At 71.7% G+C, this 21,250-nt stretch carries 17 protein-coding genes; 8 read left to right on the forward strand and 9 right to left on the reverse strand.

Annotated elements, in window-relative coordinates; translation table 11 throughout:
- Nucleotides 1-25 precede the first annotated feature (25 nt).
- A complete protein-coding gene (locus POL72_RS05465) occupies nt 26-655 on the reverse strand; it encodes a hypothetical protein (protein WP_272093949.1) in 630 nt (209 codons plus the stop codon).
- A gap of 302 nt (nt 656-957) precedes the next feature.
- Complete coding sequence (locus tag POL72_RS05470; protein WP_272093950.1) at nt 958-2,940, reverse strand: hypothetical protein; 1,983 nt, start codon at nt 2,938-2,940, stop codon at nt 958-960.
- A gap of 210 nt (nt 2,941-3,150) precedes the next feature.
- On the opposite strand from POL72_RS05470, the gene POL72_RS05475 reads away from it, so the two are divergent.
- Nucleotides 3,151-3,324, forward strand: a complete 174-nt coding sequence (locus tag POL72_RS05475; protein WP_272093951.1) for a hypothetical protein — start codon at nt 3,151-3,153, stop codon at nt 3,322-3,324.
- A 60-nt stretch (nt 3,325-3,384) separates the two neighbouring features.
- Here POL72_RS05475 and POL72_RS05480 read toward each other — a convergent pair whose 3' ends face one another.
- The 3 genes from POL72_RS05480 to POL72_RS05490 are packed head-to-tail and all read right to left on the reverse strand — an operon-like array spanning nt 3,385 to nt 6,367.
- On the reverse strand, nt 3,385-4,506 hold the full coding sequence (locus POL72_RS05480) for an outer membrane protein assembly factor BamD (protein WP_272093952.1): 1,122 nt from the start codon (nt 4,504-4,506) through the stop codon (nt 3,385-3,387).
- Nucleotides 4,503-5,228 carry an RNA polymerase sigma factor gene (locus tag POL72_RS05485; protein ID WP_272093953.1) on the reverse strand — a complete coding sequence of 242 codons (726 nt, stop codon included), beginning with the start codon at nt 5,226-5,228 and terminating at the stop codon, nt 4,503-4,505. Before POL72_RS05485 ends, POL72_RS05480 begins: the two co-directional genes overlap by 4 nt.
- Nucleotides 5,228-6,367, reverse strand: a complete 1,140-nt coding sequence (locus POL72_RS05490; RefSeq protein ID WP_272093954.1) for a hypothetical protein — start codon at nt 6,365-6,367, stop codon at nt 5,228-5,230. Before POL72_RS05490 ends, POL72_RS05485 begins: the two co-directional genes overlap by 1 nt.
- A gap of 364 nt (nt 6,368-6,731) precedes the next feature.
- On the opposite strand from POL72_RS05490, the gene POL72_RS05495 reads away from it, so the two are divergent.
- Genes POL72_RS05495 through POL72_RS05505 form a run of 3 tightly spaced genes read left to right on the forward strand, consistent with a single transcriptional unit; the run spans nt 6,732 to nt 8,349 of the window.
- On the forward strand, nt 6,732-7,109 hold the full coding sequence (locus POL72_RS05495; protein WP_272093955.1) for a hypothetical protein: 378 nt from the start codon (nt 6,732-6,734) through the stop codon (nt 7,107-7,109).
- Nucleotides 7,109-7,816, forward strand: coding sequence for a DUF4166 domain-containing protein (locus POL72_RS05500; protein WP_272093956.1), 708 nt, complete (start codon nt 7,109-7,111; stop codon nt 7,814-7,816). The genes POL72_RS05495 and POL72_RS05500 overlap by 1 nt, the downstream gene beginning before the upstream one ends.
- The gene (locus POL72_RS05505) at nt 7,813-8,349 is read left to right on the forward strand and encodes a hypothetical protein (RefSeq protein ID WP_272093957.1); all 537 of its coding nucleotides are present in this window, start codon (nt 7,813-7,815) and stop codon (nt 8,347-8,349) included. Before POL72_RS05500 ends, POL72_RS05505 begins: the two co-directional genes overlap by 4 nt.
- Nucleotides 8,350-8,373: 24 nt before the next feature.
- Here POL72_RS05505 and POL72_RS05510 read toward each other — a convergent pair whose 3' ends face one another.
- The 3 genes from POL72_RS05510 to POL72_RS05520 all read right to left on the reverse strand — a co-directional run bounded on the left by POL72_RS05510 (nt 8,374) and on the right by POL72_RS05520 (nt 11,719).
- The gene (locus POL72_RS05510; RefSeq protein ID WP_272093958.1) at nt 8,374-9,252 is read right to left on the reverse strand and encodes a carbohydrate ABC transporter permease; all 879 of its coding nucleotides are present in this window, start codon (nt 9,250-9,252) and stop codon (nt 8,374-8,376) included.
- 1 nt (nt 9,253) lies between these two features.
- Nucleotides 9,254-10,186 (reverse strand): carbohydrate ABC transporter permease, encoded by a 933-nt coding sequence (locus POL72_RS05515; RefSeq protein WP_272093959.1) that lies wholly within the window; start codon nt 10,184-10,186, stop codon nt 9,254-9,256.
- A gap of 129 nt (nt 10,187-10,315) precedes the next feature.
- The gene (locus POL72_RS05520) at nt 10,316-11,719 is read right to left on the reverse strand and encodes an ABC transporter substrate-binding protein (RefSeq protein ID WP_272093960.1); all 1,404 of its coding nucleotides are present in this window, start codon (nt 11,717-11,719) and stop codon (nt 10,316-10,318) included.
- A gap of 687 nt (nt 11,720-12,406) precedes the next feature.
- Here POL72_RS05520 and POL72_RS05525 point away from each other — a divergent pair.
- The 3 genes from POL72_RS05525 to POL72_RS05535 all read left to right on the forward strand — a co-directional run bounded on the left by POL72_RS05525 (nt 12,407) and on the right by POL72_RS05535 (nt 18,244).
- Nucleotides 12,407-13,687: an isochorismate synthase gene (locus tag POL72_RS05525; protein ID WP_272093961.1), complete on the forward strand. Its 1,281-nt coding sequence runs from the start codon at nt 12,407-12,409 to the stop codon at nt 13,685-13,687.
- Nucleotides 13,688-13,784: 97 nt separating this feature from the next.
- The gene (locus tag POL72_RS51140) at nt 13,785-16,001 is read left to right on the forward strand and encodes a chorismate-binding protein (RefSeq protein WP_272093962.1); all 2,217 of its coding nucleotides are present in this window, start codon (nt 13,785-13,787) and stop codon (nt 15,999-16,001) included.
- Between the two features lie 89 nt (nt 16,002-16,090).
- The gene (locus tag POL72_RS05535) at nt 16,091-18,244 is read left to right on the forward strand and encodes an anthranilate synthase component I (protein WP_272093963.1); all 2,154 of its coding nucleotides are present in this window, start codon (nt 16,091-16,093) and stop codon (nt 18,242-18,244) included.
- A gap of 491 nt (nt 18,245-18,735) precedes the next feature.
- Here POL72_RS05535 and POL72_RS05540 read toward each other — a convergent pair whose 3' ends face one another.
- Entirely contained in the window at nt 18,736-19,563 is an 828-nt protein-coding gene (locus POL72_RS05540) for a GNAT family N-acetyltransferase (RefSeq protein WP_272093964.1), read from the reverse strand.
- Nucleotides 19,564-19,876: 313 nt separating this feature from the next.
- On the opposite strand from POL72_RS05540, the gene argG reads away from it, so the two are divergent.
- Complete coding sequence (gene argG, locus POL72_RS05545) at nt 19,877-21,229, forward strand: argininosuccinate synthase (protein WP_272093965.1); 1,353 nt, start codon at nt 19,877-19,879, stop codon at nt 21,227-21,229.
- Nucleotides 21,230-21,250 lie beyond the last annotated feature (21 nt).

Genomic DNA, 21,250 nt, shown 5'->3' on the forward strand with positions numbered 1-21,250 from the left:
CCTTCGGCAGCGGCTGCGCGCCGGCTCAGCGCGCGACGCAGATGCCGCCGCAGTCTGCGCCGATCGGCGGGCTGCAGTCGTCGCCCGGATCGTCGATGCAGGTGAGCCCCTTGGGGCACTGGCGCGCCGTGATGCCGCCGCACGCGGGAGGCCGGGGCTCGGGCACCACGCAGATGCCGCCGCAGTCCGCCCCGCCGCGATTCGGGTCGCAGTCGTCGCTCGGATCGTCGATGCACTCGAGCCCCTCGGGGCACGCGAACCCAGCGAACCCCCCGCAAAACGGCGGCTTGGGCGTCGGTTCCACGCAGATGCCGCCGCAGTCCGCCCCGCCATGCTTCGGGTCGCAGTCGTCGCTCGGATCATCGACGCACTCGAGCCCGTCGGGGCACGGGAAACCCGCGAATCCCCCGCACATCGTCGTCGGCGGCTCCTCGACGCAGACGCCGGGGCAGTCCGCCCCGCCGTGCTCGGGGTCGCAGTCGTCGCTCGGGTCGTCGACGCAGGTGAGCCCGTCGGGACAGCTGGTCCCGAGGAAGCCGCCGCACGTTTCTGATTCGGACGGATCCACCGATTCACCGGTGTCGCCGCCGTCGTTCCTGTCGCAGCCCACGAGCCCGATCACGATCAGCAAGAGAGCCAGCCCTTTGTGGCGCATCAGAACCTCCGCGTTGCGTTTGTCCGAACGCCGCATTGAAGCACCTTCGGTGCCACGGGGGGCGGACGCAATTCGGGCGGAGCGCGCGATCCTCGTCGCGGGCACCGCGATCGCGGTGTCTTGCTGTGTCGCGGTTGTGCCAACGGCTTGACGGGAGGATCTGCGGGCGCGGGTGGAGGTCGTCTCCTCCGCGAGCCCAGGGGCGGCGTATGCATTCGTATGCATTCGTATGCATTCTATGCATTCCGCGCGCCGCCCCTGGGCGGGCCGCGTCGATGGGGGCGTCGACGCGTCAGAGGGCGTCAGAGGGCGGTGGAGAGCCGGTCGAGCACGGCGTTCATGACCGGCCGATAGCCGTAGTCGGGCGCTGAGGTGTCGGCCAGCTGCGCCGGGCAGATCGAGCCTGCGACCCCGCGCTCCCCGAGGCTCCGGATCAGCTGCAGCTCGCGGAGGCCGGGGTAGGCCTTGGCGTGGTCCTGCGTCGTGGACCGCGCCCCGGGATCCGCCAGGTCGTTCGTGCCTTCGGGCTTGCACAGCGGGCTGTCGCTGGGCGCGCCGGCGATCGGCCTGCAATCACACGACTGGGCCGTACCTTCGCAGATGCGCTCATCGGCGAGGGGGAAGATGCAGGCGTACTGGAGATCTCCAGTGCTGCCCGCTGGGATCGTATATTCGCGGCCGTTGATCGCGTTCCAGCCCGCGGAGCTCGGGTGGATGGTCGCGTCACCGGTGATCGGGTTCGCGCCCGAGCGGGGCGCCGTCGACTCGATCATGAACGGATCCCCGGCCGCGACGTGGTTCGCTGGATCGCCGAGGAAGACATCCCACGTGCTGCTGAACGTCGTGGCGTACGGCGGGTCGAGGAGCTCGGCGGCGCTCTTGAGCCCGCCGACCGCCTGGCCGAGCTGGTTCAGGCCGCCCCGGAGATCGGGCTCGCCGAGCGCATTCTGGCGCGCGAGGTCCTGCCAAGGCACGCCGACGATGCCGGTGAACACGACGTGCTGCGGCCCTCGGGTCCGGGTGTTGTCATCGCTCGGGTCCAGATCCGAGAAGATCGGGTTCGGCACGAGCTCTCCGCTCCTCGATACCACCATGCGCTCCGTGAGCGCCCGGGTGTACCGCTCGATCGGGTAGAGGAAGTCGATCCCGAAGCGGCGCTTCTGGTCCCAGCACCGGAGGTTCACCGGGTCTTCCGCCGCGGTGAGCCTGGCGGGGTTGCCATCGGGGCCGGTGCAGGCCGGATCCGCGGGGCAACCGTCCTGCTGCTGTGCGCAGGACGTGCAGCACGGATGGTTCGGGTCGGTGGCGCACTCGCTCCGCGGCCGCCACAACCTGAAGCCCGGTCCCGTCTCGGCGACGAGGTAGTTCTTGCCTTCCTCCTTGATCGAGCAGTCGTTCTCGTCGGAGAGCATCACGATGAGCAAGAGCGAGTCCGGCCGGAGGAACGCCTTCCGCTGCGCCAAGAGCGTCGTGTCGAGCCCGGCCACTGCAATGTCCTCGCTCGGCGACGACACGCCGATCGTCGCATACGGCTCGGGATCGACGAGGAAGCGATAGAAGCTCTCCAGCGGCGCCTCGAAGCCGCACCCGGATTGCCCGACCCCTTGCACGATGTCGCTGAGCTTCTCGGCGAGCGCCACCGGATCGGAGTCTCCCGCGGGGACGCGGCTTCCGGTCGGGTCCCACACGAGGAAGCCCTTGTCCTGGTAGGTCGGCAGGTCGTTCTCGGTCGACGCCTCATTGGAGCGCGCGAGGAGGTGGGCCATGTCGACGTTCGAAGCGGAGGTCGTCCCCTGACAGGCGGCCGACCCGTGGCCGCCGAGGCTGCTGCTGATAACACCGATGTGCATGTCCTGCACTGGGGTGCGCACGCGCAATGTGCCAGCGGGGCATGCGCTCAACCCGCTCGGGGGCTGGAAGGGGGGAGCAGCGCCCGTCGGATCGACGCAGAATGGGTTGGTCATGCCGTCGACGAAGTCGGCGAGCACCAGGCGCATCAGTTGCTGCTTGTCCGACATCGAGCCGGAGTTGTCGACCACGAAGAGGAGATCGACCTTGTCCGGCGTGAACTGCGGCGGAACCCAGCCGCCTGTGCCCGTGCTGGAGTCGCCCCCGCCCACCCCGGTACCATCGCTGCCGCCGGTACCGTCGCTGCCGCCGATCCCCGTGCTGGTGGTGGAGCTGGAGCCGGGTCCGCCGAGGGAGACATCGACTTTACATGCGACGAGCGAGACGGCGCTCAGGACGAAAAAGGGAGACAGTGCTCTTGATAGCCTCGAAGACATAATTCCTCCTTGCGCGGTGCCGTGACGCGCCGTCCAACACCGGCAGTGACCGAACGTGAAGGGACGCCCGCCCCGCTTCCCATTTCAAAAAAACCACCTGGCCCCAAAACGACGCGGACAGCCCCCTTCCCACCGCCCATGGGCGTTAACCAAGCTCGTTCGGTCACGCTCACGGCACGAAGCCTGCCCGCTCCCCCCTCGGCCACCAACGTGAACGTTTACGTGAACGTGAACGTGAACGTTTACGTGAACGTTTACGTGAACGTTTACGTGGTCGTGGTCGTGGTCGTGGTCGTGGTCGTTCACGGCCTATCGTTTACGACCACGACCACGACCACGACCACGACCACGTTTACGACCACGACCACGACCACGACCACGTAAACGTTCGAATGTAGGAGAATGCGACGCTTGGTTAACGCCTATCCCTCACCCTGCCCCGCGCTAGGGGGTGAAGGAGCGGAGACGGGGGACGTGCGGGCTCGACGGATAGGCGAGGAGGAACGCCGACGCGCGCTGCGCGGCCGACGCGCGATCGCCGCTCTGCCAGAGCGCCTCGATGGTGAGCGCCTCGCGCTCCTGCGCCAGCGCGCCGCCGGGGAAGCGGAGCCGCGCCTGCTCTGCGATCCTCAGCGCGCCGGCGGCATCGCCGCGCCGGAGCGCCGCGCGCGCGTCGCCGAGGAGCGTCAGCTCCTCGCGCAGCCGGCTCTCCCGCAGCGCCGGGCTGGACGCGCTCTCCGCGCCGACCGCAGCGCCCGTCGCCTCCGGCACGGGCGCCGCTTCGAGGACGTCCGCCCCGGCCGCGGGCGACGCGCTCGCGGCGCGCTCCGATAGCGACGCGCCCGGGCTCGCGGGCGTCGCGGCCGCGCGGAGGCCGGTCCGCGCGGGTGACCTGTCCGGCAGTGGTGCCTCGGCCGGCGGAAGCGGCCTCGATCGCAGCGGCGCCTCGACATGCGGCGGCGGCTCGGCAGGCGGCGCCAGCTCGACAGGCCGCGGCGGCTCGACAGGCGGCGGCTCGGCCTGCGCGGCAGGCCCACGCCTCTCCAGCAGAGAAACTGGCCCGGATGCCGGCGCCGCGACGACCTCTGCGGCCTCGACGATCCGAGCCGGCGGCGCCTCGCTCGACGGGGCCACGACGACATAGCCGGCGACAATCAGGCCCCCGCAGGCGGCGCCGAACAGCATCGCCTTCACGATACCCGCAGCGCCCGCCGCTGCGGCCACGCCGCCGGTGGCCGCAGCGCCGGAAGCGCCGGCGCCCGCCGCAGCGGACACCACCTTGCCCGCGGACACCGCCGCGGCGATCTCGCCAGCGCCCGCGGCCGCGCTCGCCGCACCGCCCGCGCTCGCCGCGCCCCCCGCGCTCGCCGGGAGCGCCCCTCCCGCGGCGCCTTGAGCCCCTCCGATCACGGCGGCTCCGGCGAGGCCGATCTGCGCGGCCATCGCGGCCCACACCCGCTCCTGCGCCCCGTCGGGCGGGTCCGCCGAGGGAGCTGCGCGCAGGAGCTCGCGCTCCATCTCGAGCGCGTTCGCCTCGGCGTCGAGCCAGCGCACCGGATCGCTCATCGCTCCCCTCCCGCGCGCTTCCAGACGGGTTGCCGCTCCACCTCCGGCAGCGGAAGGACGACCGAGGGATGCCCCTCGGGCGCCGGCGCGCGCTCGGCGGCCGCCGCCTTCAATACGGGCTGCGATCGCGTGGTGACCCGGGCCCCGCCCACGTGGAACTCGTCGCGCGCCTTCAGGCGCGCGACGGCGCGGCGAAACGCATCGCGGGCGAGGCGGAGGCGCGAGTAGACGGTCCCCAGCGGGACGTCGAGCAGCTCGGCGACCTCCTCGCCGCCCATGCCGTCGAGCTCGAAGAGCGTGAACACGGCGCGCTGCTCGAGCGGCAGCTCGTCGAGGATCGCCTCGAGCAGCGTGATCGCCTGCCGCCGCTCCGCCTCCGCGCCGACGTCGGCCCGGTCATCGGCGCAGTCGAGCAGCGGCTCGTCGTCGTGAGCGCGCCGCCTCATATGCGCGAGCTTGCGCCGGTCACGGGCGGCGTGAAAGCAGATGCTGTAGAGCCAGGTCGTAATCTTCGACCGACCCTCGAATTCGGACAACCGCCGATGGACGACCAAGAACACGTCCTGGACCGCGTCGGCGACGTCGCTCTCGGGCACGCCGAGGCGTCGCAGCGAGCGCCACACGAACCGGAAGTGCTGCGCATAGACCTCTCCGAAGGTCATCCTGTCCTGCCGCTTCTCGCCATGCCCATCGCCTCCGTGGTGGGTCCCGTGGTTCGCCATCAGAAAATCGACACGCGGGCGCTCAGGCCGACGAGCAGCCCCACCGGGGAGGGGTCGAGCGCCACGTCCTGCGCCAGAGGCGCGCCGGCCTCGCCGCCCGCGCGGCGCTCGACCGTGAAGCGCGCCCGCGCGACCGGCGCGAGGAGCGTCGCGCGCGCGGACCAGCCCAGCGCGCTGGAGCCGAGGAGGGTTCCTTCTGCGACGGCCGAGCCGCCGAGGGCGAACCAGGGCGCGGAGGCCTCGCGATCCGGGGCGAACCCCTTGCCTGAGCCGTAGACGGCGCCCAGCACCGCCGCCGCGCAGGCCGAGAGCCGGAGGCCGTCGAGGCCGCCGGCGATCGTCGCGCAGCCGCGCGCCGTGGCGGCGACGAGCCCGAGGGAGACGACGCCCGGCGCGAGCTCGGTGTCCTGGGGAGGCAGCCACACAGCGCCGACGCCTGCGGACCACGCGCGGCGCCGCAGGGAGACCTCGGCCATCGCGGCCGCCCGGAAGGGATCCAGCATGCCCACGGTCTGCGCGGCGCCGAGCTCCATCGAGACGTCCCCGCGCGCCGCCCGTGGCGGAGGACGCGGCGGCGCGGGCACGACAGGAGCAGGAGCCGCCGCGGGCGCGACAGGGGCCGGGGCCGGCGCAGGCGCGACAGGAGCCGGCGCGGGCGGATCGCTGTCGAGCAGGATGGCGATGGTCAGCGCCACCGCCTCGACGAGCTCGCCGCAGGACGCCCCTACCTCGGACGAGAGCTGCCGGGTGCGACCACCTGCCTGAAGGACGGCGGTGTAGGTGGCGCCATCGCGGAGAAAGCGGACCTCGAGCTCGGCCGCCCCGTCCGCGCTCGCGAGGGCGCCGCCCGCATTTGCCGGTGCGTCACCGGGAGGAACGCCGCCCGCGTGCGCCGGCGTATCGCCGGGAGGAACGCCGCCCGCGTGCGCCGGCGTATCGCCGGGAGGAACGCCTCCCGCGTGCGCCGGCGTATCGCCGGGAGGAACGCCGACGCCAGCGGGAGCGCCGGAGGTGCTCACGGGGTCGAGAGCCCGCCTCTCCATCACGCGTTCGACCGCGATGGCGAGCGAGGGCGCATCCGGGCAGTCGGCCGCAGAGGGCGCCCGCTGGACCGCGAGCCGCGGGAGCGGGGCGGCCACGACGACGCTCGGCCAAACAAGGGAAAAGGCGCACACGGCCAGGACGCAAAGCGCGCCCCGACGCGAGGGATGAGGGCAGGTCACAGGATGCCTCCCATTAACGCAAGGAACGGCGCAAGCGGAATTAGGACGCGCAGAGCTCCGTGGGCTTGGGCGAAATCGCTGCGAGAGGGTGAGAGCGCCGGACGACCGCGCCCCCTGCGCCTTCGGGCGACGCCGGTCGCGACGGCGCGCGTTCCATGCCGGAGGCGTCACCGCCTGCCATGCCGGAGAGCACGACGCCGCCTGTGGCGCGACGCGCGACCGACGCGACGACGGCGACGCCGGTCGCGAGCACGGCGCAGGATCGGATAGAGTGCGCCGCATGAACTCCTACGAGCTGGTGACGTGTGCGAGCTGTTATGGCGAAGGCGAGATCAACACGGACTCCGGCCCCTATCTGTGCAAGGACTGCCAAGGGAACGGCCGCATCCTCCCGACCGGAGAGCAGATCGAGGAGCGCATCCGCGAGATCGAGGTCGAGCTGGAGCGCCACCCCCACGAGGTGAAGCCGGAGACCCGATGGCTCGTCTTCGAGCTGCGGCGCACCCGCAAGCTGCTGTGGCAGATCCGGTCGTACTGCGAGGAGGCGCGGAGCGACGCCGACGACGCGATCATCGTCAAGATCCGCGATCTCGCCGACGCGGCCGTCGCCCCGAGGAGCCCTGCGATGCCGCGAGAGATGCTGCCAGAGGACGCCTGATGCCCGGCTCCGCCGGGGAGCCGGACAGTCGACCCACGGGAGCTCGCGCGCCCTGCGCTGGCGCGGCGCGGGGTGCTCCGGCGCCGGCTCTCTACCCTGCCCTCCTCGGCGCCGCGTGGGCTGCGCTCGCGCCGCCGGTCCAGCGTCTCCACGCGGGCGGCGCGCGCGCTCGCGGCCGCTTCCGCGTGCGGCGCGGCCGGGGGCTCGCGGCGCGCCTGGTCGCCGGCCTCCTGCGCATGCCGGAGGCGGCCGAGGACGTGGCCGTGACGCTCGCCGTCGAGCCGGCGGGCGACGGGGAGCGGTGGCTCCGCACCTTCGGTGCTCGCCCGCTCTTCTCCTCGCAGTGGCGCTCGGGTGATCTGCTGGTGGAGGGGCTCGGCCTCGTCCAGTGCTGGTTCCGGCTCCGCGCCGAGGGCGGCGCGCTCGTGTTCGAGCAGGTGCGGTCGACGCTCGGGCTCCGCCGCCTCGGGCTCCCGCTGCCCCGGTGGCTCGCCCCGCGGGTCGAGGGGCGGGCCGGGCCCCTCCGAGACGAGGTCCACGTCGACGTGCGGATCTTCGCGCCGGTCGCCGGGCTGCTCGTCGCGTACGAGGGGCGCGTGGCCTACGAGGCGGGCGCCGAGGCGCCCCCTGCTCGCGCCGGCGGATCCACGCCGGCGTCGACCGCGCTGTCAGCGCCGGAGCCCCGCGCGCCGGAGCCCCGCGCATGATCACGGCGCTCGTGCTCCTCGCCGTGCAGGGCGCGCTCGGCGCCTTCGACACGCTCTATTACCACGAGTGGCGGGCGCGCCTGCCCGGCGGCGTGCCGGGCACCGCGCCCGAGCTCGTCCTTCACGGCGCGCGCGATCTCCTGTACGCGGCGCTCTTCGCCTCCTTGCCGTTCGTGCGCTGGGAGGGGCTCGCCGCGTGGGCGCTCGCGGCGCTGCTCCTCGCGGAGATCGCGATCACGCTCCGCGATTTCGTCGTCGAGGACACGGTCCGGAGGCCGCTCGGCGGCGTGTACCCGGGAGAGCGGGTGATGCACGCCGTGATGGGCATCATTTACGGCGGCGCGCTCGCCCACCTCGTCCCCGAGATCTGGCGCTGGGCGCATGCCCCCACGGGCTTTTCCCGCTGGGACGCGCCGCTCTCGCTCCGCGTGATCCTGCCGCTCATGGCCGCCGGCGTGCTGCTCTCGGGGCTGCGCGACCTCGGCGCCGCCTACGGGCCTCGCTGGCTCCGCTTCCCCTGGGGGCGCGCCTGAGCCGCCGACCGCGCCGGCGCGCCTTCAGCCCTTCACCGCGCCCGCCGTGAGCCCCGCGAGGATGCGCCGCTGGAAGACCAGCGTCAGCACCACGAGCGGCACGGTCACGACGATGGAGGCCGCCATGGTCTGCCCCCAGGGGATCTCGTAGAGCCCGCTGCTCGTCGTCGAGAACGCCTGGATCGCGTAGGTCACGGTGCGCTTGTCCGGCGTCTGGGTGAAGGAGAGCGCGAACAGGAACTCGTTCCATGCGGCGATGAAGGCGAGGATGCCCGTCGTCGCCATCCCGGGGACCGCGAGCGGCAGCATGACCCGGGTGAACACCTGCCAGTGCGTCGCGCCGTCGACATAGGCCGCCTCCTCGATCTCGCGCGGGATCGCCTTCATGAAGCCGGTGAGCACCCACACCGTGAAGGGGAGCGTAAAGATCAGGTATGTCAGGATCAGCGCGGTGAGCTGGTTGTACAGCTTGAAGAAGTTGATCATCTCGAACAGCGCGCCGAGGACGGCGATCTGCGGAAAGATGGTCATCCCCAGGACCACGTACAGCACGAGGCTGCGCCCGCGGAAGCGGAACCTCCCCAGCGCGTAGGCGGCCAGCGAGCCCACGGCGAGCGACACCGCGGTGACCGAGACGGCGACGATCACGCTGTTCAGGAGCGCCGTCTGGAACTCGCCGTTCGCCAGCACGAGGCGGTAGTTGTCGAGCGTCGCGCGGCCGGGCCAGTAGCGGACCGGGGTCGTGAAGAGCTCGTCGTCGGGCTTGATGGAGGAGACGAACGCCCAGACGAACGGGAAGACGGTGAACACGAGGACCGCGGCGACGAGCACGTAGAACAGGGCCCGCAAGGCGCCCTGTCCCGGCGAGCGCCGCCGCGCTGCCCTTCGCGGAGCGCCGCTCATCTCATGCCTCCTCGGCGCGGAACACCGCGAGATAGATCATGATGAACACCGCGATGATGAGGAAGAGCGCGACGGAGATCGCCGAGCCGTAGCCGATGTTCGAGACGCTGACGAGGGTCTGCTGGGCGTAGGTGGCCATGGTCTGCATGTCCGGCCGGTTGCCGAACATGACGAAGAAGACGTCGAACACCCGGAGCGCGTCGAGCGTGCGGAAGATGAGCGCGACCAGCATCGAGGGCCTGAGGAGCGGCAGCGTGATCCGGGTGAACTGCTGGAGCGCCGTCGCGCCGTCGACCCGCGCGGCCTCGTAGAGATCGTGCGGGATGAGCTGCAGCCCGGCGAGGAGGAGGAGCGCCATGAACGGCGTCGTCTTCCAGACGTCGATGAGCGCCACGGCCCAGAACGACACCGCAGGATCGGCGACGAAGGCGACGTTGCGGTCCAGCACGCCGAGCTGGTTGACGAGCAGGTCGTTGAAGACGCCGTAGACGTCGTTGTACATCCACTTCCACATCTGGGCCGAGATGACGGTCGGTATGGCCCAGGGGATGAGCATGGCCGCGCGCACCGCCGAGCGGCCCTTGAAGCGGGAGTTGACGACGAGCGCGACGCCGAGCCCGAGGGCGAGCTCGCCGAGCACGGTGACGACCGTGAAGAGGACCGTGAGCAGGACCGCGTCGAGGAAGTAGCTGTCCTGCACGAGATCGACGTAGTTCTGCGCGCCGATGATGCTCGCCGGCTCCCCGGTGCCGAGGCGCGCGTTCGTGAAGCTCAGGTAGAACGTCTGGGCGAGCGGGTAGAGGGCGATGAACGCGACGACCGCGAGCGTCGGCAGGAGGAACAGCCAGGCGCGCCGCTGTCGCCGCGCGTCGAGCGATGGGTGGTCTGGAGGGGCCGCCGCGCTCGTGGCCGCTGGGTTCGCCGGCATGCTCATGGGATGTCCGTTCTCGCGAGGTGGTCTGGCCGGGAGATCTCGTGGGCCACGCCGGGCGCTGCGCGCAGCGCGCCTCGCCAACGCTGGGCGAGGCGCGCGAGGGCGGCGTGCGGCGCGCGGCGCGCGGCGTCAGCGAAGCGCGCGCGTGAGCCGCTGCTCCACCTGCCCGAGCGCCTCCTTCGGATCCTTGCCCTGCAGGACCTGGCTCACCCCCTGGAAGAAGGCGATCGACGCCTCGTTGTACCGGGCGCCGGTGCTGTTCGAGGGGCGCGGCACGAGCGCGATGTCCTTCGCGCTCGCCAGGAAGGGCAGCGACTTCACCACCTCGGGGTCCTGCTGCACCGATCGGATCGTCGGGAGGAAGGAGCCCGAGGTCGCGCGGAACCGCTGCGCCTCGGGGCTCGTCATGTAGCGGACGAGCTCGATCGCCGCGTCCTTGTTCGGCGAGAACTTCGACACCGCGAGCTGCCATCCGCCGATGGTGCCCGCGCTCTTCTGTCCGGGCTCGTGCGGCAGCGGGCCCGCCGCGAACTTGCCCTTGATCGGCGACCGCTCGGCGTTACCCGCCGCGTAGGCATAAGGCCAGTTGCGCATGAAGGCGGCGTTGCCGCCCTGGAACGCGTTGCGCGCGTCCTCCTCCTCGTAGCTCGTCACGCCGGCGGAGGAGATCGAGCCCACCCAGCCCCTGGCGCGCGCGAGCGCCTTCTGGGCTTCCGGGTTGTTCACGGTGATCTTGCCCTCCTGGATGATCGCGCCGCCGCCGTGGGACGCGATCCACTCCAGCGCGTTGCAGGTCAGCCCCTCGTAGGCCTTGCCCTGCCAGACGAAGCCGAGGAAGTTCGGGCTCGCCGCCCGCTCGCCGTCCTGGATCTTCTTCGCCATCTGCTCCAGCTCGTCCCACGTCTCCGGCGGCTTCTGATACCCGTACTTCTCCAGGAGATCGGTGCGGTAGTAGAGCAGCCCGAAGTCGGTGAACCACGGCATCGCCACGAGCTTGCCGTCGACCGTGTTGTTCTGGACGATGCTCTCGATGTGCTGCTTTGCCGCCTCGCCGAGCTTCTCGCTCAGATCGACGAGGTTCGGCGCGAAGGCGCCGGGCCAGATGACGTCCAGCATCATGACGTCGATGTCCCCGGACTGCGCCTGGAAGAGGCGCTGGTAGACGGAGTAGGTCTCGGTCGCGTCCTTGGGACGGGGGATGATCGTCACCTCGATGCCGGTGTCCTTCTGGAACTGCTGGATCATCACCCTGTCGAGCTCGGCGCCCACGCCCACCGGCTCGCTGTAATACTTGAGCTTGCTGCCGGCGTATCGCTTCGCCTCGGCGGCGTTCGGTACGGCGGGGGGCTGCGCCTTAATCGCCTTCTCGCCCGGCGCCTCCGACACCGCGGCCGCCGTCGTGGCAGCGGCGCCAGGGCGGTTCTCGCGGGCAGGCGGGCTCTTGTCTCCACGGCAGGCGCACAGCCCGACGACGAAGAGGAACAGCGCTGCGGTTCGCCATGCGCGGCGATCATGCTGCCGAGTGGGGTCCATCGCAGGATCCTTTCTGAGCTCTGTTCTGGAGAATTTCCACATTCCCGGTCGCCGGCAGAGCTATCGAGACGTGCCGCTCACGCGCGCGCCGCGAAGGGCGAGTGCCCGCGGCAGCATCGACCAGATGCGCGCTCGGGGGCAAGGGTTCGCGCCGCCTCTCCATGGGTAAAAAACCCAGGAAAGAGCCGTCGATCACAGACGGGACGGAGCGCGCGCTGCTCGGCACTGCTCTGCTCGCCGATCGCGGGCAGCGAGCGCAGCACAGCAGACGGTGCGCCGCGCGCCGCACACGACGCGTGGAGAAGGCGCGTGGCGCGAAGGGAGATGCGCCGCGCGGGGACACGACGCGCGCTGGCGGCGAGATGAGGTGAGGAAACGCGATACGCCTGCAGCGCGCGGAAACGCGATGCGCCTGCGTCGCGCGGAGACAACGCGCGCAATGCGTGCGCGCCCGCGCGCCGACGCCGCCACCTCGCCTCGAAGCGCAATTTCAGCGGCAGAACGCGCGTCGCCCGCGCCCAGAACGTGGGCTGCTTTGCGCTTGCGGAGCCTTTCCGGAGGCGGTAGAGCCGATGCTGCGTGGCCGGCGCTCGCGATCCGGCACGGTGCCGCGGGCTCGTGGCCTGCTGGCTCCAGGCTGGTCCTGCCGAGCAGGACGAGCCCGAACCGGCCTGCGCACGGCGGTGCATGACTCCCCTGACGTTCTCCTCCTCGGCCGACGCCCCCCGCCAGGCGGCGCGGCTCGTCGCCCGCACCTTCCGGCTCGACGCCGACACGCTCGCCAAGCTGCCCGGCGGCGTCTCGTCGCTCATGGGAGACGGCGCGCGCGTCTGGCTGCACCCCGGCACCCAGCTGGTCGCGCACGGGGTCGCCGCCCGCCTCGAGCTGCCGCAGGGCATCGAGGGCGGCGTGGCGTGGATCAAGGAGGCGCTCGCCTCGATCGAGGCCGCCGACGCCGTTGGCCGCCCGGGTTGCGGCCCGGTGGCGCTCGGCGCCCTGCCGTTCGACCGGACGGAGCCGGCCGCGCTCGTCGTGCCGGCCCAGATCGTCGGCGCGGCTTCCGACGGGACCGCGTGGGTCACCACGATCGGCGAGGGCGCCGCCCCCGCGCCGCACCTGGAGCGAGCCGAGGGCCACCGGCGCTCGCCCGACAGCTTCACGCTCCGCTCGGCGCTCCCCCACGAGGAGTGGTGCGGGCGCGTCGCGCGCGCGGTGGCCGACATCCAGCAGGGGGCCCTCTCCAAGGTCGTGCTGGCGCGCGCTGTCGACGTCGAGGCGAACCGCCCCATCGTCGTCGAGGAGGTCCTGCGCCGCCTGACCGCGCTCTACCCCTCGTGCGCGATCTTCCACGTCGACGGCTTCCTCGGCGCGAGCCCCGAGCTCCTGCTCTCGCGGCGCGGGCGCGCCGTCTCCTCGCACCCCCTCGCCGGCACCTACGCGGTCTCCGCCGACGTCGACGCCGACCGCCGGTTCGCCGAGGTCCTGCGGCGCTCGGCCAAGGACCAGCGCGAGCACCGCTTCGTTGTCGACGCCGTGGCCGCCGCGCTCGCGCCGGAGTGCGCGTCGCTCGAGGTCCCCAGCGAGCCGTCGATCCTGAGCCTCCGCAACGTGATGCACCTCGGCACCCCGATCCACGGCCAGCTCGCGGAGGCGGCGCCGGACGCCCTCACGCTCGCCGCGCGGCTGCACCCGACGCCCGCCGTGTGCGGCACGCCGCGCGAGGCGGCGGAGGCCTGGCTGGGCGCGCACGAGGGCATCCGGCGCGGGCTCTACGCGGGGCTCGTGGGCTGGGTCGACGCCCGCGGCGACGGCGACTGGTTCATCGGCATCCGCAGCGCCACCGTCGACGGCGCGCGCGCGCGGATGGTCGCGGGCGTCGGGGTCGTCGCGGGCTCGAGCCCGGACGCCGAGCTGGTCGAGACGCAGCTCAAGCTCCAGGCCATGCTCGCGGCCATCATCCGCCCCTGATGCCGCGCCCGCCGCCGGCGCGCCTCACCCGAGCCGGGATCCGCGCCGGCTCGCCCGCATTGACGGCCTCGATGCGGGCCCCGAGGCGAGCTTCGCCGTGAAGACACTCCTCATCGACAACTACGACTCGTACACCCACATCCTCGGGCAGTACCTCTGGGAGGCGAGCGGCGAGGAGCCGATCATCGTCAGGAACGACAGCCTCTCGCTCGCCGAGATCGAGGGCCTGGAGCTCGACGGCATCGTCATCTCGCCCGGCCCCGGCCGCCCGGAGCGCCGGGCCGATTTCGGCGTCTGCGCCGAGGTGATCGAGGCGCTCGCCGGGACGCCGATCCTCGGCGTCTGCCTTGGCCATCAGGGGCTCGCCGCGCGCTTCGGCGGGCGCGTCCAGCACGCCCCGCGGGTCATGCACGGCAAGATCGTCGAGATCGAGCACGACGGCGCCGGGCTCTTCGAGGGCGTGCCCAGCCCGTTCCAGGCGGTGCGCTACCACTCGCTCATCGTCGGTGACGGCGGGCTGCCGGCGGAGATCCAGGTGACGGCGCGGACGCGCGGCGACCGGCTCATCATGGCCCTCAAGATCAAGGACCGGCCGTTCTACGGCGTGCAGTTTCACCCCGAGTCGATCGGCACCGAGCACGGCAGGAGGATCATCCGCAATTTCAGAGATATCGCCCTGAACACGCCGCGCGACCGGAGGCGCGCGGCGCTCCACCGGAGCGCACGCGCGCCGGGCCTCTCCGCAGGCGCGCTGGGCGGCTGCGCGCCAGGCGCGCCGGCGGGCGCGCGGCGACGCGGGCGCGTGCGTCACCTCCGGCTCCCGTGGGTCGATCCCGAGCGGGCCTTCGCCGGGCTCTTCGCCGCGGCCCCTTACGCGTTCTGGCTCGACTCGAGCGCGACAGGCCGTGACGGGCGCTTCTCGTTCATGGGGAGCGCGACCGAGGCCATCGAGAGCCGCGGCGCCGCCGTGACGCGGTGGAGCGCCGGCGGCCCCGGAGACGCCCTTACCTCGACCACGTCCGAGGGGAGCCCGTTCGCCGCGCTCCGGCGGGAGCTGGCGTCGGTGTCGCTCGATCCCAGCGGCCTGCCCTTCCACTTCACGGGGGGCCTCGTGGGCTACCTCGGCTACGAGCTCAAGGAGCACCTCGGCTTCGGCGCGTCCGCCCACCCGCGCCGCGCGCTCCCGGACAGCGCGATGATGATCGCGCGGCGGATCCTGGCCTTCGACCACGTCGAGCGCGCGGTATACGCGTGCGCGATCGATGCAGTCGATGCGATCGACGCGATCGACGGCGACGAGCCTGCGAGGCCTGCGCCGCCCTCGTCCGCACCGTGGCTGGACGAGATCGCGGCGCGTCTGCACGATCTCCCGGCGCTCTCGGAGCCGCTCCTGCCGCCTGTCCCGGAGGGCTTCGCCGACCGGCTCACGCACGCACCGCGCCTCTCGCGCCGAGAGCACCTCGAGGCCATCGAGGCCATCCTCCGCGAGATCCGCGAGGGCGAGACGTACGAGGTGTGCCTCACGAACGAGTTCCTCGTGCCGACCTCGCTGGATCCGTTCGCCCTCTACCGCGTCCTGCGCCGCACGAACCCCGCGCAGTTCTCGGCCTTCCTCAAGCTGCCGGAGGGCGCGGTGCTGTCGTCCTCGCCGGAGCGATTCCTGTCGGTCGACCGGGAGCGGCGGGTGCGCAGCGAGCCCATCAAGGGGACGCGGCCGAAGGGCGCCACCGAGGAAGAGACCCTCGCCCTGCGCCGCGATCTCGCGAGCAGCGATAAGGACCGCTCCGAGCTCCTCATGATCACCGACCTCGTCCGCAACGACCTCAGCCGCGTCTGCGCCATGGGCTCGATCGACGTCGAGGCGCTCCAGCGGATCACCGAGCACGCGACCCTGCTCCAGCTCTCGTCGGTGGTCACGGGCGCGCTGCGCGAGGGGAAGGGCGCGCTCGACGCGATCGAGGCGTGTTTCCCCGGCGGATCCATCACCGGCGCGCCGAAGCACCGGACGATCTCGATCATCGACGCCCTGGAGCGGCGCACGCGGGGCGTGTACACGGGCTCGATCGGGTACCTCGCCTACGAGGGCCCCATGGACATGAACATCGCCATACGGACCCTCGTCGCCGACGGCCGGGGGCTCAGCTTCGGCAGCGGCGGCGCGGTGGTCGCGGAGTCCAGCGCGGAGGCCGAGTACGAGGAGGTCCTCGTCAAGAGCTTCCCCCTGCTCCGCGCCATCTACCTCGCGGAGCGCGCCGCGGACGGGGGCCGGGCGTCCGCGCAAGAAGTGCGCGCGACGAGTGCGCACCGCGGATAACGCGCCCGACGGAGACGTGCACGCGGCAAAGATGCTGGTACGGCGCGCATGCCGCACCGCGTATACTCATCGCATAAGGAGACGCGGTCGTGAAACGAGACAGCAACATTACGCGGAGAGGCGTCGCGGTGCGGCGGACGGTCGAGGACCTCGCCGTCGACGGCGCCATCCAGCCCATCGTCGAGGCGCTCGACAGCCACCTGGGCGTGGTCCTGGCGTCCAGCTACGAGGTCCCGGGCCGGTACACGCGCTGGGATATCGGCTTCATCGATCCGCCGCTCGTGCTCGTCTCCCGGGGCCGCGACTTCCGGTTCACCGCGCTGAACGAGCGCGGGCGCGTTCTGCTGCCGGCCATCGACGAGGCCCTCCGGGATCTCGACGCTGTCGCGGCCCTCGAGCGGCGCAGCGACGAGGTGGTCGGCGCGGTCCGTCCGCCGGGCGAGCGGGTGCCGGAGGAGCTGCGCAGCCGGCAGCCGTCCATCTTCTCGGTGCTGCGCCGGCTCATCGAGCTCTTCGGGGTCCCGGGCGACCCGCTCTTCGGGCTCTACGGCGCGTTCGCGTACGATCTCGCCTTCCAGTTCGAGCCCATCCGGCTCCGCCTGGAGCGCCCGGCGGATCAGCGGGATCTCGTCCTCTACCTCCCCGACGAGATCGTCGCCGTCGACCACCGCCGCGAGCGCGCGACGCGCACGCGCTACGAGCTGAAATTCGGAGATCGCTCGACCGACGGGCTGCCGCGAGAGGGCGCGACGCGCGCCTATGTCGGCGCCGACCGCGCGCCCCAGAACGAGTACGCGCCGGGCGAGTACGCCGAGCTCGTCCGGGTGGCGCGCGAGTCCTTCAAGCGGGGCGATCTCTTCGAGGTCGTGCCGGGACAGACGCTCTACGAGCCGTGCCCGGTCGCGCCCACGGAGCTGTTTTACCGCCTGCGCGAGCGCAACCCGGCGCCCTACGGCTTTTTGATGAACCTCGGCAACGCCGAGTATCTCATCGGCGCCTCGCCGGAGATGTACGTCCGCGTCGAGGGCAATCGCGTCGAGACCTGCCCCATCTCGGGCACGATCCCGCGCGGCAGCGACCCGCTCGCCGACGCCGCGCAGATCGCGCGCCTGCTCGCGTCCACGAAGGACGAGTCGGAGCTCACCATGTGCACCGACGTCGATCGCAACGACAAGTCCCGCATCTGCGTGCCGGGGAGCGTGCGGGTGATCGGGCGCCGGCAGATCGAGATGTACTCGCGGCTGATCCACACGGTCGATCACATCGAGGGCCGCCTGCGCGACGGCTACGACGCGCTCGACGCGTTCCTCGCGCACACGTGGGCGGTCACGGTCACGGGGGCGCCGAAGGCCTGGGCCATGCAGTTCATCGAGGATCACGAGCGCTCGCCGCGCGCGTGGTACGGGGCGGCGGTCGGGATCGTCGGCTTCGACGGCAGCATGAACACGGGGCTCACGCTGCGCACGATCCGGGTCAAGGACGGCGTGGCCCAGGTCCGGGTCGGCGCGACGCTGCTCTTCGACTCCGATCCCGACGAGGAGGAGCGCGAGACCCAGGTGAAGGCGTCGGCGCTCCTCGACGCGATCCGGAGGCCGCGCGGCATCCCCACGCCGCCTCCGGCGGCCATCCACCCGGTGCCTGGCGGCACGCGCAAGGTCCTCCTCGTGGATCACCAGGACTCGTTCGTGCACACGCTGGCCAACTACCTCCGGCAGACGGGCGCCGAGGTGGTGACGCTCCGCGCCGGCTTCCCTCTCGAGGAGCTCGACGCCTACGCTCCCGATCTCGTGGTGCTCTCGCCCGGTCCTGGCACTCCGGGCGATTTCGATCTCTCGGGCACGCTCGCGGCGCTGCTAGAGCGGCGGCTGCCCGTCTTCGGCGTCTGCCTCGGCCTGCAGGGCATGGTCGAGCACTTCGGCGGCAAGCTCGGCGTCCTCGACTACCCGATGCACGGCAAGGCCTCGAACGTGCGGGTGCTCGGCGGACGCCTCTTCGAGGGGCTGCCGCGCGAGTTCCGCGCGGGGCGCTACCACTCGCTCTACGCGTTGCGCGACGCGCTCCCTGCGTCGCTGAAGGTCACGGCCGAGACCGAGGATGGGGTCGTGATGGCGATCGAGCACACGGAGCTGCCGCTCGCGGCGGTTCAGTTCCATCCGGAGTCGATCCTGTCGCAGGACGACAACGTGGGGCTCCGGCTCGTGAGGAACGCGGTGACCGAGCTGCAGCGGAGCGGCGGGCGGTGACGGTCGAGCGGTAAAGGTAAAGCGGGGCGCCGGGGCGAAATCCAGGCCGCCCCGCCCCGGGTGAGGGAATGGGCCGCACCGCGTAAGCGCGGAACGGCGCGCTCCCTCGCTCAGGGCCTCACGTCTGCTTCATGAACCAACGGACCCTCCACCCCCACCGGCGCGGCGGGGAGCACTCCCTCGCTCGGAGCGGGCGTTGAGGGGAGTCCGCTCTTCCCGGCTGGAGGATTACTGATCTTCCGAAAGGCGATGAGGGCCCGATCGATTCGCGGCAGGCCACAAAATGAAAAAGCGCCGCCGGGGCCTCGGGGGGGGAGAGGCCACGCCAGCGACGCTGAACCGGAGTATCAGCATGAGGCGTGCCATGGCGGACTTCCGTCATGGTCGGGCATTTCGGATGGATGTCCCGGGCGATCATTTCGGTTCTGCACGATCAGCGCTGCACGCCTGAAAGGTGCGCCGCCGGAGAGGCCGGGGCGCCCGGGAAGGGCTCAGGCAGGCGACTCCGGGCTCTCGCTCCGCCGCGTGAAGATCCCCTTGCTGTACGCCATGAAGAAGCCGAGCCGCATCGCGTTGCGCTCCGTGGGGATACCGGGGCTCGCGCTGATGCACGCCAGCTGGCAACCCTGCTCGCGCACCCGCTCCAGGCGGCGGGTGATGAGCGCCTGCTGGATGCCGCGCTCGCGGAACCGGGGGAGCACCGAGGCGCCGAAGAGCGCGGCGCCCTCGCCGTGGATCTCCACGCTGCCGCCGCCGGCGGGCTCGCCGTTCACGAGCGCCAGGTACGAGTCGCATCCGGGGTGCGCGACCAGGCGGCGCGTGATCTCGAAGAGCGCCGGCGACAGCGGCGCGTCGTCAGGCCGGAAGCCGCTCGTCGCGATCTCGATGAACACCCGGACCTGCGCCTCGTCGCCCGGATCGATGCGCACGATCTCCAGCCCCTCGGGGCCACCACGCGGCGCCAGCGCGCGGAGGTCGTCGTCCGGCGCGAGCTCGCGCGCCAGCACGTTCTCGAACTCGCGCAGCACGAACCCTCGATCGGCGAGGCCGCGCACGAGCGACCCGTGCGCGAAGGGGCAGACCTGTATCTGCGGCTCCGCGCCGCGCGCCGCGTAGAACCGCACGAGGCGATCGAGATCCTCGCCGGAGACGGGCCCGTCGAGCCCGAGCCCGACAGCGAAGTTGCCCCAGGAGCCCTCTCCATCGAAGGCCATCCACCCGCCCGCGATGGGCTCCGCGCAAGCGACAACGGCGGCGGTGCCGACCGCCAGCCGGCGCTCCTCGATCCGGGCGATCTCGGCGTACGACAGCTTCGGCATGGACTTGCACCTCGTTGGCGAGCAGGGCTCGCGTGGCACGGTGTCCTCCATCCTAGTCGGATGAGGCCCGGTCTGCGCCGTTTCGTGCAGGCCAGCGCGTTTCCGGCGGAGGCGCCGTCCGCCAGCCGGCGCGCGCGGGGCAGGCGGACGAGCCGACATCGCGCATCGCGCGGCCGCGCCGTCCCGGCGGAGCGGGCGGGCGGAGATGGCGGAGATGCCTGACGGCGCGCGCGTGCACGCACCGTCACGCGCCTCCGCCGCCCCGCGATCTCCGCTCGCGTGCTCGCGGGCGTTGCGATTATGCTGCGCCGCCATGAGCAGGATCTTCCGTTCACTCCCCCCGCCGGGCACCCACCTCGGCATCGCGTTCTCGGGCGGTCTCGACACGCGCTGCGCGGTGGCGTGGCTCTCGCGCAACGGGCTCAAGGTGCACGCGTACACCGCCGATCTGGCGCAGCCGGACGAGGACTCCCCCGGCGACATCCCGCCGATCGCCCTGCAGCACGGCGCGGTCTCCGCCAAGCTGGTGGACTGTCGCGAGGCGCTCGTCCGCGAGGGCATCCTCGCCATCCAGTGCGGCGCCTTCCACCTCTCGACGGGCGGCAAGAAGTACTTCAACACCACGCCGCTCGGCCGCGCGGTGACAACGACCGCGATCGTCCGCGCGATGCGCGACGACGACGTCCACGTCTTCGGCGACGGAAGCACGCACAAGGGCAACGACATCCAGCGGTTCTACCGCTATGGCATCTTCGTCGACCCCTCTCTCAAGATCTACAAGCCCTGGCTCGACCCGAGGTTCGTGGGAGAGCTCGGCGGGCGCAAGGAGATGAGCGAGTACCTCGAGCTCCACGGGCTGCCCTACCGCATGGGGACGGAGAAGGCGTACAGCACCGACGCCAACGTGCTCGGCGCGACGCACGAGGCGAAGGACCTCGAGCACCTGAACACCGGGATCAAGATCGTCCAGCCCATCATGGGCGTCGCCTCCTTCCGGCCGGAGGTCGCCATCGAGGCCGAGACGGTGACGCTCGGGTTCGAGCGCGGCGTCCCGACGACGATCAACGGCAAGCGCTTCGGCTCCCTGTTCGAGCTGTTCGTCGAGTGCAACCGGATCGGCGGGCGCCACGGCCTCGGCATGAGCGACCAGATCGAGAACCGGGTGATCGACGCGAAGAGCCGCGGCATCTACGAGGCGCCGGGCATGGCCCTGCTCCACGCCGTCTACGAGCGGCTCCTGTCCGCCATTCACAACGAGAACACCCTCGACGTGTACTTCACCCAGGGACGGCGCCTCGGGCGTCTGCTCTACGAGGGCAAGTGGTACGACCCCGAGGCCATGATGCTGAAGGACGCGCTCTCGCGCTGGATCGCCCCCGGCGTGACCGGCGAGGTGACGCTCGAGCTGCGCCGCGGCGACGATTACAACATCCTGAGCACGCGCGCCGACTACATGGCCTATGCGCCGCACAAGCTCTCGATGGAGAAGGTCGAGGAGGCCTATTTCACCCCCGAGGACCGCATCGGCGCGCTCGAGCTTCAGAACCTGTCGGTGACGGACAACCGCCAGTTCCTGATCCACCTCATCGAGAGCACGCAGGCCCTCGGCCCGGGCGGCGCCCCCGCCATCGGCGAGCTGCTCGGCGGCGACAAGCCGAAGGAATGAGCCGGGGCGGCGCCGCTGAGG

This window comes from Sorangium aterium (assembly GCF_028368935.1).
In the GTDB taxonomy this organism is placed as follows: domain Bacteria; phylum Myxococcota_A; class Polyangia; order Polyangiales; family Polyangiaceae; genus Sorangium; species Sorangium atrum.